This is a genomic window from Acidisoma sp. 7E03, assembly GCF_054665075.1.
This window is the reverse complement of the sequence record NZ_BAAFHE010000004.1, coordinates 58,892-73,802: the sequence shown is the minus strand read 5'-3', so window position 1 is coordinate 73,802 and position 14,911 is coordinate 58,892. Positions and strand designations below refer to the sequence as shown.

General features: G+C 67.0%; 13 protein-coding genes. 6 read left to right on the top strand and 7 right to left on the bottom strand.

Translation table 11 applies throughout. The features are described 5' to 3' along the window. Position 1: 1 nt before the first annotated feature. The 3 genes from ACYQ6W_RS07620 to ACYQ6W_RS07610 form a co-directional block, all read right to left on the bottom strand. Entirely contained in the window at positions 2 to 772 is a 771-nt protein-coding gene (locus ACYQ6W_RS07620) for a sulfotransferase family protein (protein WP_459674562.1), read from the bottom strand. Positions 773 to 842: 70 nt separating this feature from the next. Then, complete coding sequence (locus ACYQ6W_RS07615; RefSeq protein ID WP_459674561.1) at positions 843 to 1,592, bottom strand: EAL domain-containing protein; 750 nt, start codon at positions 1,590 to 1,592, stop codon at positions 843 to 845. Positions 1,593 to 1,730: 138 nt separating this feature from the next. After that, a complete protein-coding gene (locus ACYQ6W_RS07610) occupies positions 1,731 to 3,122 on the bottom strand; it encodes a helix-turn-helix domain-containing protein (protein ID WP_459674560.1) in 1,392 nt (463 codons plus the stop codon). A 132-nt stretch (positions 3,123 to 3,254) separates the two neighbouring features. On the opposite strand from ACYQ6W_RS07610, the gene aceA reads away from it, so the two are divergent. From aceA to ACYQ6W_RS07595, 3 genes are all read left to right on the top strand, one after another. Beyond that, positions 3,255 to 4,640: an isocitrate lyase gene (gene aceA, locus ACYQ6W_RS07605; protein ID WP_459674559.1), complete on the top strand. Its 1,386-nt coding sequence runs from the start codon at positions 3,255 to 3,257 to the stop codon at positions 4,638 to 4,640. 130 nt (positions 4,641 to 4,770) lie between these two features. Continuing rightward, positions 4,771 to 5,103 carry a DUF3253 domain-containing protein gene (locus tag ACYQ6W_RS07600; protein WP_459674558.1) on the top strand — a complete coding sequence of 111 codons (333 nt, stop codon included), beginning with the start codon at positions 4,771 to 4,773 and terminating at the stop codon, positions 5,101 to 5,103. 9 nt (positions 5,104 to 5,112) lie between these two features. Next, on the top strand, positions 5,113 to 6,879 hold the full coding sequence (locus tag ACYQ6W_RS07595; RefSeq protein ID WP_459674557.1) for an ABC transporter ATP-binding protein/permease: 1,767 nt from the start codon (positions 5,113 to 5,115) through the stop codon (positions 6,877 to 6,879). A 6-nt stretch (positions 6,880 to 6,885) separates the two neighbouring features. Here ACYQ6W_RS07595 and ACYQ6W_RS07590 read toward each other — a convergent pair whose 3' ends face one another. The 4 genes from ACYQ6W_RS07590 to ACYQ6W_RS07575 all read right to left on the bottom strand — a co-directional run bounded on the left by ACYQ6W_RS07590 (position 6,886) and on the right by ACYQ6W_RS07575 (position 12,383). After that, positions 6,886 to 7,641, bottom strand: coding sequence for an SDR family NAD(P)-dependent oxidoreductase (locus ACYQ6W_RS07590; protein ID WP_459674556.1), 756 nt, complete (start codon positions 7,639 to 7,641; stop codon positions 6,886 to 6,888). 2 nt (positions 7,642 to 7,643) lie between these two features. Then, entirely contained in the window at positions 7,644 to 8,933 is a 1,290-nt protein-coding gene (locus ACYQ6W_RS07585) for a glycerate kinase type-2 family protein (protein WP_459674554.1), read from the bottom strand. Positions 8,934 to 9,119: 186 nt separating this feature from the next. Further along, the gene (locus ACYQ6W_RS07580) at positions 9,120 to 10,412 is read right to left on the bottom strand and encodes a porin (RefSeq protein ID WP_459674553.1); all 1,293 of its coding nucleotides are present in this window, start codon (positions 10,410 to 10,412) and stop codon (positions 9,120 to 9,122) included. 384 nt (positions 10,413 to 10,796) lie between these two features. Beyond that, complete coding sequence (locus ACYQ6W_RS07575) at positions 10,797 to 12,383, bottom strand: glycosyltransferase family 61 protein (protein ID WP_459674552.1); 1,587 nt, start codon at positions 12,381 to 12,383, stop codon at positions 10,797 to 10,799. Positions 12,384 to 12,807: 424 nt separating this feature from the next. Here ACYQ6W_RS07575 and rpsL point away from each other — a divergent pair, with 424 nt between their 5' ends. The 3 genes from rpsL to tuf are packed head-to-tail and all read left to right on the top strand — an operon-like array spanning position 12,808 to position 14,909. Further along, positions 12,808 to 13,179 (top strand): 30S ribosomal protein S12, encoded by a 372-nt coding sequence (gene rpsL, locus ACYQ6W_RS07570; RefSeq protein WP_459674551.1) that lies wholly within the window; start codon positions 12,808 to 12,810, stop codon positions 13,177 to 13,179. A 13-nt stretch (positions 13,180 to 13,192) separates the two neighbouring features. Then, positions 13,193 to 13,669 (top strand): 30S ribosomal protein S7, encoded by a 477-nt coding sequence (rpsG, locus tag ACYQ6W_RS07565; protein WP_459674550.1) that lies wholly within the window; start codon positions 13,193 to 13,195, stop codon positions 13,667 to 13,669. 49 nt (positions 13,670 to 13,718) lie between these two features. After that, positions 13,719 to 14,909 carry an elongation factor Tu gene (gene tuf, locus ACYQ6W_RS07560; protein ID WP_459674548.1) on the top strand — a complete coding sequence of 397 codons (1,191 nt, stop codon included), beginning with the start codon at positions 13,719 to 13,721 and terminating at the stop codon, positions 14,907 to 14,909. Positions 14,910 to 14,911 lie beyond the last annotated feature (2 nt).

The window sequence follows — 14,911 nt, the reverse complement described above, 5'->3', positions numbered from 1 at the left end:
GTCAGGCGAGCGCCGACTGCGGCGCCAGCCAGTCGCGAACGTCCCACCCGCTGAGGGATGCGAAGAGGGCTAGGTCTTCGGCAAGGAGGTGCCGCACTTCGTCCAGGGCTTCGTCCGGCGCGCTGAGTGCAGGATCGCCCTGGTGCTCGTGAACCGTCGGCTGCTCCGGGAATGGCCCGACGCCGAGGAAGCTGGCGATCGCCGCCAGCGTTTCGGCCTGCCGGGCGAAGAAATCCTCCGAGCGCAGCAGCAGGACGCGTTCCCGCGGAAAATACTCCAGGATGCGGGCGAGCTGCGTGCCATAGCGACCCCGTGCCACGAAGCTCTTCGCAGACCAGAAGAAGCACCAGGGCGGTGATTTGGCGAGCCGCGCGGGCTCCGCCCGGATCGCTTCGAGGAAGCTCAGCTTCTCTCCGCCGTTCGCGCGCTCCATGCGCCATTGCGAGAGGGCGCGCTGGGCCGGATCACGGAGCAGCAGGATGATGAGGGCATCCGGATTGTAGCGATGGATGCGCGCCATCGCCGGTTCCCAATAGGAGTAAACGGGTGTCGACTCGAAGCGCAGCCTGCCGTCGGCGGTCGGATACTCGGCATGCAGAACCTCGTAATCGGGCCGGTCCCAATCCCGCCCCTCCTCGTCGAAGAAATGAGGCTCCTTCTTGAGGGGTGCCGCGAAGGCTGGATGCTGGGCGAGGCGGGTGAATAGGCTGGTGGTGCCGCCCTTCTGCACCCCGGCAACAAACAACCCGACCTTCTGACCTTCACCCGTCACGCCGCTACGCTCCACCCATTGCGGAGACGCTAATGGTCCGGGTCGCAGAGACGCAAGGTGACGACGCGCTCTAGCGTTGGAGATAAACGCGGAGGTCCGCGGTGGAGAGCGGGGGGCTGAAGACGCCGCCCTGCCCCTCGTCGATGTCGAGATCCTGCAGCACGCGGCGCTGCCCCTCGTTCTCCACCCCGTCGGCACAGACGCTGAGACCCATGGCGTGGGAGGTTTCAACCGCGGCGCGGACCACGGCGAGGGTTTCCTTGTCCGAGGGCAGGCTGCGCAGCATCAGGCGATCCACCTTCATCGCAGTGAGCGGCATGTCGCGCAGGGCGAGGAGACTGGCGAAGACGTGGCCGAACTCGTCCAGCAGCAGGTTGACGCCGATGTCCCGCAGGCTTGCGAAGGCAATGGTGGCATCCTCGTCCAGGCTGAAGACGGTCGATTCGGGAATGGCGAGTTCAAGGCATTCCGGCGGCAGCCCGCTTTCTTCCAAAGCGGCGGAGACTTGGATGCAGAGTTCTTCGCTGGACAGGTGCGGCCCCATCAGCTTGACGGCGAGCCGCAGATCGCTCCTGTTCCACTGCTGCGCCTCCAGACAGGCGTTCTGCAGCATCCAGCCGCCGATCAGGCGGGGCGAATGCCGTTCCGAGGTGCCGGCAGAGCCGCCGGAGACGGCGGCGGTCAGGCGGTGGGGCCAGCGCGGCAGGGCTTCGACTGCCAGCACGCGTCCCGTACGCATGCAATGACGCGGCTGATAGTCGAGGATCAGCGAGTCTCGCCCGGCGCCCCGCCGCGTGTCCGTCGGAAGCCGGCGATCCACAGGTCCTGCAGGGGAACCCTGGCTGGCGGTGGGGGAATGGGGATGCAGGCCCGTCGTCCTAGATGGTGCGCACAATAGCGGAGCAGACTAGGAGGCAAAGTGTTACCGGCTTGTGAACGCTCGCCCGCCGGGGCCGGATCAAGGGGTGATTTCAAAATGATACGGGCTTTCGCTGCGCGTCAGCGGGTCCAAAGCCAGGCGATGCTCCAGCGGCGGATAGGCGCGGCTGCGGCAATTCTGCCGGTCGCAGAGCCGGCAGGAGAGCCCAATGCCAACCGTGGCGCGGTCGAGGTCGAGGGCATCGGCGTAGATGAACTCAGCCGCATGGGCGATGTCGCAGCCCATGGCGACGACATGGACGGGCCGCGGTTCCGACCAATGCGCGGCCATGCGGGAGACGCTGCGGGCAAAGCAGAGGAAGCGTCCGCCATCCGGTAGCTCCGCCACCTGAACGCGGATCTGGCCGGGCGTCGCCAAGGCGGAATGCACCACCCAGCGTGGGCAGGAGCCGCCATAGCGGGCGAAGGGAAAGCCTGCGGCGGAAAAGCGCTTGGAGACGTTGCCGGCCGGGTCGACGCGCAGGAAGAAGAAGGGCACGCCGCGGGCGCTGGGTCGCTGCAGGCTGGAAAGGCGGTGGCACGCCTGTTCGAAGGAGACGCTGAACCGCGCCGCCAGCCGCTCCACGTCGTGGCGCAGCGCGCCCGCCGCCGCGAGGAAAGGCCCGTAAGGCATGATGAGCGCGCCGGCTGCGTAGTTGAGCAGGCCGATGCGAATGAGCGACGCGGCTTCCGGCGTCGAGGGCCCGATGGCGGCGATGACGCCCTCCACGACCTCCCGCGCTTCCAGCATCATGAGCTGGAAGGCCATGTGGAAGCCGCGGCTTTCCCGCGGCAGCTGTTCCGACAGGGTGAGGCTGCGGGTCGCCGGGTCGTAGCGCCGCAGCGCCTCGGGCAGGGGCGCCACCACCACCGAGACGCCATGGCGCCGTCGCAGGCTTTCCGCCACAGCGTGGTTCATCTCCGCCGGCGAGGCGGCGAGCGCCGATCCCACCCGCTCCGCCGCCGCTTCGATTTCCGGAAAATGATTGGCCCGTTCGTGAAACGCGTCACGCGCCTCCTCGTTCGGCAACAGCACGCGCCGGCCAGACGGCAGCGCGATGCCGGTCGCATCTTCCGAGGAGACGCGCCAGGCGCGATAGAGCGCGAGTGTCGCCCGCGCCGCATTGGGCAGGGCGGCGAGGGCGGCGATCTCGGCTTCCGGTACCGGCTCGGCACCGAGCAGGGCATCGGCGAAGACTTCGCGTAAACCAAGTTCGATCTGGCGTTCCTCCCGCCCGGAGAGGGCGGCGAGATCGACCTCGAGCTGTTCCGCGAGCTTGAGCAGAAGCGTCGCCGTGATCTTCCGCTGGTCATGCTCGATGAGGTTGAGATAGCTCGCGGAGATGCCGAGCCTGGCTGCCAGCTCCTGCTGTGACAGGCTGCGCTCCATGCGCAGGCGGCGCAGCGTGCGACCAATCGGAATCCGGGACATTTACAACCTTTACAGATTTACAAGCGTCAGCGTCGATTTGACGACGGCATTACCAAGCTGTACGGCGATTTCCGCAAGATCGTCTCGCTGCCGGTGTTAATACTTCACTCCACCAAGTTTGGGGAGGAAAGAATGATCCACACCGACAGACGTCAGTATGAACCCGAAGGCCTGGCGACCGATCTGGCCGCCGATGATCGTTTCGCTGGCATCCGCCGCGATTACGGGGCCGAGGAGGTCGCACGTCTCAGCGGGTCCTTTCGCATCCGCCACACCCTCGCCGAACGCGGGGCCCAGCGCCTGTGGCATCTGCTGAAAACCGAGCCCTTCGTGCCGGCGCTCGGCGCGCTCACCGGCAACCAGGCGATGCAGCAGGTGCGCGCCGGGCTGAAGGCGATCTACCTGTCCGGCTGGCAGGTGGCCGCAGACGCCAATCAGGCGGGCGAGATGTATCCCGACCAGTCGCTCTACCCCGCCAATTCGGTGCCGCTCGTCGTGCGCCGCATCAACAACGCCCTGCGTCGGGCGGATCAGATCGCGACTCAGGAAGGGGATCACTCCATCCATTGGATGGCGCCGATCGTTGCGGATGCCGAGGCCGGCTTCGGTGGCCCGCTGAACGCCTTCGAGCTGATGCGGGCGATGATCGAGGCTGGCGCGGCTGGCGTGCATTTCGAGGACCAGCTCGCCTCGGAAAAGAAATGCGGCCATCTCGGCGGCAAGGTGCTGGTGCCGATCAGCCAGCACATCCGCACGCTCAACGCCGCACGGCTGGCGGCGGATGTCGAAGGCGTCCCCACCGTCCTGATCTGCCGCACGGATGCGCATTCGGCGCAGCTGCTGACGGCCGATGTCGACGAGCGCGACCGTCCCTTCCTGTCCGGCGAACGCAGCTCGGAAGGGTTCTTCCGCATCCGCCCGGGCCGCGGGGTCGATTATGCCATCGCTCGCAGCCTAGCCTATGCGCCCTATGCGGACCTTCTGTGGTGGGAGACGAGCGAGCCCGATCTGGACGAGGCCGAGCGCTTCGCCCGTGCCATCCACGCCCGTTTCCCGGGCAAGATGCTCGCCTACAACTGTTCCCCGAGCTTCAACTGGGCCAAGAAGCTGCCGCCGGAGAAGATCGCGTATTTCCAGCAGGCTCTGGGTGCGATGGGCTATCGCTTCCAGTTCGTGACGCTGGCGGGCTTCCATAGCCTGAACCATTCCATGTTCACGCTGGCGCGTGGCTATGCAGAGCGCGGGATGGCGGCCTATTCCGAACTGCAGCAGGCCGAATTCGCCTCGGAGGCGGAGGGCTATACCGCAACCCGCCATCAGCGCGAGGTGGGGACGGGCTGGTTCGACGCCGTGGCGCTCGCAGCCTCGGGCGGCCGGTCTTCGACCACGGCCATGGCCGGCAGCACCGAGACGGCGCAATTCCACGAGGCGCCGGCGCCGGCCGCAGCGGAGCACCCGATGAACGCCTTCTATGATGAAGGACTGGTGCATGAACACGCCTGGGCCATGAGCAACTGACGCGGACGGCCGATGAGGAGGGCGGCGGTGGCGGCCCTCCTTACGGAAAAGACACCTGCCAGACGTGACGGCGTCGGAGTGTCGTGGTTAGGTCGCTCCCACATGAGACTGGGGGCCTGCGCGTCGCTTCATGACCAACCACGAGACCGAGTCGGCAGCCGCCGCATCCGAGAAGCCGCAAGAGGCTGGCGCCCTTTATGAAGAGGCGATCCTCCGTCTCGCGGCGAAGCATGGCACCGCGAAATCCTTCACCCCGACCGATGTCGCGCAGGCGCTGGCCGAGAACTGGCGGCCGCTGCTCACTCATATCCGCGCCGCGGCGCGGCGCCTAGCGGAGCGCGACCTGATCGACATCCTGCGGCACGGCAAGCCCGTGGAGCCCGCGGCCTTGCGCGGCGTCATCCGCCTGCGCCTGAAGGCCCAACCTGCCGAGACCGAACAGCCGCCGCCGGGCGCGGCATAGGACCAGACCATGCGCCGAGCCTTGAGCCGTGTCGGGCCCGTCCTACGGGACGCCTGGTATCTCTCCAGCCCCTATTTTCGGTCCGAAGAGCGCTGGATCGCGCTTTCGATGCTGGCGGCGGTGGTGGTGCTGAACCTGTCCCTGGTCGGCATGACCGTCGTCCTCAACTTCTGGAACGGCGCCTTTTTCGACTCGATTCAGGCGAAGGACTGGCAGTCCTTCGTCCAGCTCATCTTCCTCTACAAGAAGACGCCGAGCGGCTTCCTGCCCGGCTTCTGCGGCATCGCCGTCGTCTATATTCTGGTCGCGGTCTACGCGACCTATCTCAGCCAGGGCCTGCAGATCCGCTGGCGGCGCTGGCTCACCGGCCGCTACCTCTCGGACTGGATCGGCGATCGCACCTATTACCGCATGAGCCTGACGGCGAAGGCGCATGAGGACGGCACCGACAACCCCGACCAACGTATCAGCGAAGACATCGCGAATTTCGTGACGAGCACGCTGAGCCTCGCCCTCGACCTCATGAACAACGTCGTCACGCTGTTCAGCTTCCTCGGCATCCTTTGGGCACTGTCAGGCCCCGTCACCCTGCTTGGGATCACCATCCCCGGCTACATGGTGTGGGTCGCCCTGGTCTATGCCGTGGTCGGCACCTGGGTCACCCATCTGGTTGGCCGGCCGCTGGTGCGGCTCACCTTCAACCAGCAGCGGGTGGAAGCCGATTTCCGCTTCGCCCTGATGCGCCTGCGCGAGAACACCGAAGGCGTCGCGCTCTATGGCGGCGAAGGCGAGGAGCGGGGCGAACTCGACGGCCGTTTCCGCTTCGTCGTCGAGAACTGGTGGGCGATCATGCGCCGGACCAAGGCGCTCAACATCCTGACCACCGGCTATGCGCAGGTGGCCAACGTCTTCCCCTTCGTCGTCGCCGCCCCCCGCTATTTCTCGGGCGCGATCGCCCTTGGCGTCCTCACCCGGATCTCCGGCGCTTTCGGCCAAGTGCAGTCGGCCCTCTCCTGGTTCGTTTCGAACTATTCGAGCCTCGCCTCCTGGAGTGCGACGGTCGAACGTCTCGGCACCTTCCGCCGCGCGATCGAGGAAGCGCGGCTGCACATGGCCGATGGCGCTGCCATGACGCAGCAGGGCACCGATCTCGTGATGGAGGACGTGCGCCTCGCCCTGCCGGATGGCCGAGTGCTGATGGAGACGGCCAGCCTGCGCCTGCACCCAGGGCAATCCATCGTCATCACCGGGGCTTCGGGCTCGGGCAAATCCACCCTTTTCCGCGCCTTCGCCGGCATCTGGCCCTTTGCCGACGGGCGCATCACCTTGCCGGCCGGCCAATGCCTCTTCCTGCCGCAGCGGCCCTATATGCCTCTCGGCACCCTGCGCCGGGCCGCGACTTATCCGCTCGACCCCCAGACCGTGCCGGAGGCGGCGCTGACCGATGCGCTGACCGCCTGTGGTCTCGCCCATCTGATTGGGCAGCTGGATGAGCGTCGGAACTGGCAGCAGACGCTTTCGGGCGGGGAGCAGCAGCGTCTCGCCGTCGTGCGCGCTCTGGTGCTCAAGCCCGACTGGCTGTTCCTCGACGAAGCGACGGCGAGCCTCGACCCCGAGGCGGAGGCGGCGCTCTATCGCCTGCTGCGCGAAAGGCTGACGGGGACAACGTTGATCTCCATCGCCCATCGCGACACGGTGGTGGCGCTGCACGACCGGCGCCTCGTGCTGGCGCAGGGCCGGCTTGCCGTGGCCGGTGCGCCGCTTGCCGCCGAATAGCGCGGCTCAGTAGGTCGCGCGGCCGCCCGAGATGTCGAAGACGGCGCCGGTGGTGAAGGAGGCCTCGCGGCTCGCCAGCCAGCAGACGAGCGAGACCACCTCGGCCACCTCGCCGAAGCGGCCGATTGGGATCTTCGACAGCATGAAATCGATATGCGCCTGGGTCATCTGGGCGAAGATCGCGGTGCGCACCGCCGCCGGCGTCACCGCATTCACCCGGATCTCGGTCTTCGCCAGCTCCTTGCCGAGCGACTTGGTGAGGCCGATGACCGCCGCCTTCGAGGCGCTATAGGCGGAGGCATTAGGATTGCCCTCCTTGCCGGCGACGGAAGCGATGTTGACGATGCGGCCGTAGCCGCCTGCCTGCATGGCCGGCAATACGCTCTTGTTGCAGTAGAAGAGGCCGTTGAGATTGACGTCGACGACGCGGCGCCAGTCCTCCTCCGGATAGTCGGCGAGCGGCGTATTGGGACCGGTGATCCCGGCACTGCAGACGAGGATGTCGATGCCGCCCAGAGCGGCGGCAGAGGCCGCGGCGGCTTGGGCGACGGCCGCGGCGTCCGCAATGTCCACGGCCTGGACGTCCGTCGCGCCGATCTGCGTCTGTGCCTCGGCAAGCCGCGCCGCATCCCGGTCCCATAATGAGACCTGGCCACCCTCCGCGGTGATGCGGGCGCCGACGGCGAGCCCAATGCCGGCAGCGCCGCCCGTGATGATGGCGCGTTGGCCGGCGAAGCGGCCCGGAATGATGGTCTCCGGCATGGTCATGCTCCCATGCTTCCTGCGGCACCTGAAATCAGGATCGCCCGGAAGTCGTTGACGTTGGTCAGGGTCGGGCCGGTCACCACGAGGTCGCCGAGCGCCTGGAACAGGCTGTAGCCGTCATTGTTCCGCAGCATGGCGCCGACATCGAGGCCGAGGGCTGCGGCGCGGGCGATCGTCTCTGGGCCGATGAGGGCGCCGGCATTGTCCTCGGTGCCGTCGATTCCATCCGTGTCGCAGGCGATGGCGTGGATACCAGGATGACCGCCGAGTGCCACGGCAAGGCCTGCGAGGAATTCGACGTTGCGGCCGCCACGGCCGGTGCCGCGCACCGTCACCGTCGTCTCGCCGCCCGAGAGCAGCACGCAGGGAGGGATCGCCGGCTGGCCATGGGCCGCGCATTGCCGCGCAATACCGGCCATCACCCGCGCTACCTCGACCGCTTCGCCTTCGAGCGCGTTGCCCAGGATGAGGGGGGTGATGCCGGCCGCTTGCACGACCGCTGCTGCGGCTTCGAGCACGGCCTGCGGCCCGGCGATCACCCGGGTTTCTGCGCGGGCGAAGGCCGCATCGCCGGGCTTGGGCGTCTCCGATTCAGGCTTGGCCAGCCAAGCCGCGACGCCGGGCGGCGGATCGATGCCGTACTGCGCCAGAACGGCGCGCGCCTGCGCACGCGTCGACGGGTCCGGCACCGTCGGGCCCGAGGCGATGACGGACGGATCGTCCCCCGGTACGTCCGAGATCGCGAGGGTAAGGATGCGCGCAGGCGCGGCGGCCGCGGCGAGGCGGCCGCCCTTGATCGCCGAGAGATGCTTGCGCACCGTGTTCATGGCGTCGATCGGCGCACCGCTGTGGAGCAGCGCCCGGTTGACCGCCTGCTTGTCGGCGAGCGTGACGCCTGGCGCGGGCAGCGCGAGGAGAGCCGAGCCGCCGCCCGAGATGAGGCACAGCACGAGGTCGTCCTCTGTGAGGCCTTTCGTCAGGGCGAGGATGCGGGCGGCTGCCTTCTGCCCCGCCTCGTCCGGCACCGGATGCCGGGCTTCCACCACCTCGATCCGCCGTAGTGGCCCGACGCCGTGGCCGTAACGGGTGATCACCAGGCCGGAGAGCGGCCGGTCTTCCGGCCAGGCGCGATCCACGGCGCGGGCCATGGCGGCGGCGGCCTTGCCGGCACCGACGATGAGGGTGCGGCCACGCGGCGGCGCTGGCAGATGCGGCAGGAGAGCGGCTTCGGCGTCCGCCGCACGCAAGGCGGCAGCGAACAGATCGCGCAGGAAGACGGACTCGGACATCGCTCGGCTCTCGGACGGGGCGCCCTTGGCAAGCGGGCATCCTTCTCCGGCTAGGCTAGAGGGCCGGAGCGGCGGCGGCAATCGGAGGTCCGTCAAAAAGGACAGGGCCGGAGCGTGACGACGCCCCGGCCCTGGATGGTCCCCAATGGGCCGGCGGCGGATGCCAACCGGCCCTCTGGCTTCAGCTTACCACTGGATCTGCGTGCCGACGCCGAAGAGCTGCGACTGCACGTTGTTGTGGTCCGTGCCCGCATTGCCGGTCTGGAAGTCGTAACCGCCCTGCTGGCGCATGCCGTAGAGGTAGTCGGCAAAGAGGTTCACGCCCGGCACCAGGGTGTAGGTGGCGCCGACGGCGACACCGTTGTTCTGCTGCTGGCCGGTGGTGAGGCCGGCGGAGGTGATGGTGGCGCCGGAGCCGGCGTCGATGCCGCCCGGCAGGTCACCGGTCTGGTTGAAGCGGAAGAAGCTGCCGCCGAACACCAGCGGGCCCATGCTGTACTGAGCGCCGGCCAGGAAGCCGATGGCCTTGGATCCGCCATCCGGCTCGAGCTGGAACGTGTAGCCGTCACCCATGTTGAAGGCACCGATCACCGAGTTGCCGCCGACGGTCAGGCCGCCGTAGGTCAGCGTCACGCCGCCGGTGAAGATGTTCATGTCCTTGTAGTTGGTCACGAAGCCGGTCTGGCCGCCGGTGTAGTTGACCTGGCCCGCAGTGGTGTAGTCAGCGCCCACCTGGATGCCCATCGGGCCGAACTTCTGGGTGTACTGTGCACCGATATCGAGCATGTTGCGCGGCTGGCCGCCGACGATCGGCGTGTTGGTCGAGGTTGTGGCCGGCGCGTAGTTCATCGCCGTCTGGTTCGGCGTGAAGCCGAGCGCGAACTGGAAGCCGGAAATCGTCGGCGACAGGTAGACGATCTTGTTCGTCGCCTGGTCATAGGCGGAGCCGCTGTCTGGGAACGGATAGACGGGCTGCGCGGCGGAGGGGATCATGCCCTCGATATCACCGTTCCAGCCGCCGTCGTTGAAGCCTTCGAAGAAGCCGGTTTCGAAGAGCACGGACGGACCGTTCTGCTGACCGAAGCTGATCTGGCCGACTTCCGGCAGGCCGAGATAGCCGTAGGCCTGGAAGACGTAGAGCGTCTCGTTGGAGGCGCTCTGCCCGCTGTTCATGCGGATTTCCGCGGCCGCACCGTAGTGCAGGCCATTGGCGGCGACGCCGTCGAAACCCGGATAGAGGCGCATGTAGCCGAGGAAGTTGTCGGTCGAGGTCTTGTCACCGGTCGAGGTGTTGTTGTCGAGCGATGAAGACTCAATGCCGGCGTACCAGTTCACGCGGCCGTTGAGGCGCACGGTGATCTGGCCGGGCGCCATGGTGGCGCCCGAGGAGGACGCGCTCTGCGCGTGTGCCGCGTCGAGACCCGCATAACCGATCAAACCGGTGAGCGTCGCCGCGCAGCCTAACAGCAATTTCCGCATGATTATCTCCCATTCAGCTTTCCGCGCGGCCACCGCTGATGATCAGACCCGGTGGCAGGAACGCCCTTCGAAGCTGTCGTTCGATTAATCCTGTCGCCGCACGACTGCAACATGAAGGACGCAGATAAGATCACGCATGTTGCAGAGGTGTCACATGACGCGCAGTCTGGTTATGAATGATATGTGCGCGGTGACGAAAAGCTCACGAGATCCTGTCTTGTGAGCACCTAAAACCGAACGAATCGACGCCTAATAACGATCAAAAAACGAAATCGATGTTAGATTTGACTTTGCATCGATCGATCGCATGCCGGCCGGGCTTGCCTGGCGCGGTCGAGCCGCGTGCGGCAGACCCGTCGCCGGGCGCGGCGGTCTGTCTGCGCGTCAGAGCGTGGCGAGGGACGCGATGTCAGCCTCGTCCAGGGTGAAGCCGGCGTTCCAGGACTGCCTCACCTCCGGCGTGCCCGAGACGTCCCGCCCCCGGATCTCCTCGTACTGAAGTCCGCAATGCTGGGCGAGGAACCAGAAGAAGGTGTCGGGAAAGCTCTGGGCGGTCAGGGCGATCACGCGCGTGCCTGGCCGGCAGAAGGCGGTGTTGGTGAGCGCCGCGCCGAGCGGCCCCACGACGAGATCGGCGCCTTTGAAGAGGGCGATCTGCTCGCGCAGCGGCAGCGCCGCGGGGTCCACGATGGTGAAGCCGCTCTCGGCGAGCGCGGCCGCCACGGCCTCCTGATTCTGCAGCGGGCGCGTCGCCGCGAAGCGCGGCACGAAGAGTTTGCGGGCATCGCCCGCGGGAATGGGGGCGGCGAGGGCGCGGAGCGCCTGGGCGCAGAGCGGGGACTGGAAGACGCCATGGTGGGTCAGACCGTCGATGACGACGAGGCTGTCACAGATCACCGCCGCCTCGCTCGCGCTTGAGATCGCGAAGGGATTGATGCCGATGCCGCTCAGCGCCTCCCGCGCCGTCGCCTCGAGCGACGACGCTGCAACTATATAGGTGGGGTGGCGCTGGCTCAGCAGCCGGGAGGCGAGCCAGGCTTTCGGGAACATCTCGACCAGGAAGTGGCCGTAGTTCTGCGCTGCGCGGGATCGGCAGAGGACGGAGAGCCCAGCAATGTGCCGGGGGGTGCCCTGGCGGGCGGCGCGGGCGACGGCCCGCATCTCGTCGACCGCGGCCGGTTCGAACAGCCGGCCCGTACCGGGGACGAGGGCGAGATCACGATCGAAGACCGCCCCCTCGCCGACCACGGTGGCCTGCTCGATGAGGCGGAGAGTCACCGAGCGGCCGGGAAAGACCCGCCGCCCGAAGGAGACGTTCATAGCGCCGGCGAACTCGGTGGGAATGCGCTCCGAATGACGGATCACGGGCGGCCGGGTCGGGAAGGCAGGGGAGAGCAGGCGCAAGCGCACCGTCGGATCGTCCGGTCGGTCCGAGCTGTCCCAGGCGGGCGGCTGGTTGACGTCGATGTCGTTCAGCACGATGAGCGGCGTCGCCGCCCGGGGCGTGACGAAAAGACGTACCGCCGCCACCGCCGCACCGGCAGGTGCCGCGGCCATCTCGGTGCTCGTCAGGTTTTCCTGGCGGCTGCCGTCGGTGAAGGCGACGTCGTAGCGGCAGTCGAAGAAGGCCGCAGTCTCCGCGCTGAGGCGGAACCGAAGGCCGAGGCAGGCAAGGCCCAGGCCCATGCTGCCGCAGAGCTGGCCCGCCGGCGTCCAGGGCGTGCGCAGCCCGTCAGAATAGAGGAGCTGGTATTCCGGAGCGGGGCTGTGCTGCGGCGGACCCTCGGCCGCCGGGGCCAGCATCAGTGCTTCGAGCGCGAAACCGGCAGCTGGATCTCCGAGCCACGCGCCGGGGCCCGCCGTGAGGTTCCCGCGCATCGCGAAATGGCCGAGCATGGTCGCTGGACGATCATCGGCGGCCGGTTCGGCCAGCTGTGGGGCTTGCCCGGACTCCGTGGGCGGCAGGGCCATGCAGCAAGCCTCCTTGAGCGAGAAAACGGCGTCCCTCTATATGAACGCAAGCTAAGGCTTTGGCGAGACGAGCCCATTGGGCGGGCGTTGGCCACGCTGCTACCGCGCGAGGACATGGGCCGCCGCTCGTGCATATCACCTCCACGAAGTACGGGGGCGAGAAGGCCCTTGATCGGCCCTTGCGAGCTTGACTCTCGGGACCCCGGCCCGTAGGTATCGCGCCCTCGGCCGGACCCCAGACAGAGCGTCTGGGTTCAGGCCCGCATTCGTATCTTCCGCTGCTGCGGAGCCGCCAGAGCGAAAGCTCCGGGCTCAGACCGTGGCAAGGACGCAGACCGCACGCAGGGGATTGGTCCCGGGCATGCGGCCTTTTGTGCGGATGCAGGTCGGCCTTGGCGGGATGTGAAGATCGGAAACGAGGTCTATGCCGACGATCAACCAGTTGATTGCTAAGGGGCGCGAACCCAACAAGACGCGCAACAAGGTGCCGGCTCTGCAGGGCTGCCCGCAGAAGCGCGGCGTGTGCACGCGCGTTTACACGACGACGCCGAAGAAGCCGAACTCGGCGCTTCGTAAGGTCGCCAAGGTGCGCCTCACCAACGGCTATGAAGTCGTGAGCTACATTCCCGGTGAGGGCCACAACCTGCAGGAGCACAGCGTGGTCCTGATCCGTGGTGGCCGCGTGAAGGACCTTCCCGGCGTCCGCTATCACATCCTGCGCGGCGTGCTCGATACGCAGGGCATCGCCAAGCGCCGCCAGCGCCGTTCGCTCTACGGCGCGAAGCGTCCGAAGTAAGAGGGTCTGGTCAATGAGCCGTCGTCACCGCGCGGTTAAGCGCGAAATTCTCCCGGACGCGAAGTTCGGCGACGTCGTCATCACGCGTTTCATGAACGTGCTGATGTACGACGGCAAGAAGTCCACTGCGGAAAGCATTGTCTATGGCGCGCTGGATACGCTGAAGCGCCGTGGCGGCAATGGTGCCGATCCGGTGCGCATGTTCCACGAAGCGCTGGACAATGTGAAGCCGACCGTCGAAGTGCGGTCGCGTCGCGTCGGCGGTGCGACCTATCAGGTGCCCGTCGAGGTGCGTGCCGAGCGTCGCCAGGCTCTGGCGATTCGCTGGATCATCGACTCGGCGCGTAAGCGTGGCGAGCACACGCTGGAAGACCGGCTGTCCAACGAGCTGTTGGATGCCGTGAACAATCGCGGCGCCGCCGTGAAGAAGCGCGAAGATACCCATCGGATGGCCGAAGCCAACAAGGCTTTCAGCCATTATCGCTGGTAACCCCCAGACTTAACACGTCGGTAGCAAGTCGGCTCACGGAGAGAAGACGATGGCTAAGGCCAAATTTGAGCGTAACAAGCCTCACTGCAACATCGGCACCATTGGTCACGTCGACCATGGGAAGACCTCGCTAACCGCTGCCATCACCAAGGTGCTGGCCAAGGCTGGTGGCGCGACCTTCACGGCCTATGACCAGATCGACAAGGCGCCGGAAGAGCGCGCCCGCGGCATCACGATCTCCACGGCGCACGTGGAATACGAGACCGCCAACCGCCACTACGCGCATGTCGACTGCCCGGGCCACGCCGACTACGTGAAGAACATGATCACGGGTGCCGCCCAGATGGACGGCGCGATCCTGGTCGTGTCCGCAGCCGACGGCCCGATGCCGCAGACCCGCGAGCACATCCTGCTCGCCCGTCAGGTCGGCGTTCCGGCGCTGGTCGTCTTCATGAACAAGGTCGACATGGTCGACGATCCGGAGCTGCTCGAGCTCGTGGAGATGGAAGTGCGCGAGCTTCTGTCCTCCTACCAGTTCCCGGGTGACGACATCCCCATCACCAAGGGTTCGGCGCTCTGCGCGCTCGAGGACAAGCAGCCGGAAATCGGCGAGCAGGCCGTTCTCGCCCTGATGCAGACGGTTGACGACTACATCCCGCAGCCGGAGCGTCCGAAGGATCTGCCGTTCCTGATGCCGATCGAAGACGTCTTCTCGATCTCGGGCCGCGGCACCGTGGTGACCGGCCGCATCGAGCGCGGTGTTCTGAAGGTCGGCGACGAAATCGAGATCGTCGGCATCCGCGCGACGCAGAAGACGACCTGCACGGGCGTCGAAATGTTCCGCAAGCTGCTCGACCAGGGCGAAGCAGGCGACAACATCGGCGCGCTGCTGCGTGGCACGAAGCGTGAAGACGTCGAGCGCGGCCAGGTTCTGGCGCGTCCCGGCTCGATCACGCCGCACACGAAGTTCAAGGCCGAGGCCTACATCCTCACGAAGGAAGAGGGTGGCCGCCACACCCCGTTCTTCACCAACTACCGCCCGCAGTTCTACTTCCGCACGACCGACGTCACCGGCGTCGTGACCCTGCCGGAAGGCACCGAAATGGTGATGCCGGGCGACAACGTCTCCATGGATGTCGAGCTGATCGCTCCGATCGCCATGGATGACGGTCTGCGCTTCGCGATCCGCGAAGGTGGCCGCACTGTCGGCGCCGGCGTGGTGGCGAAGGTGACCGCCTAAAA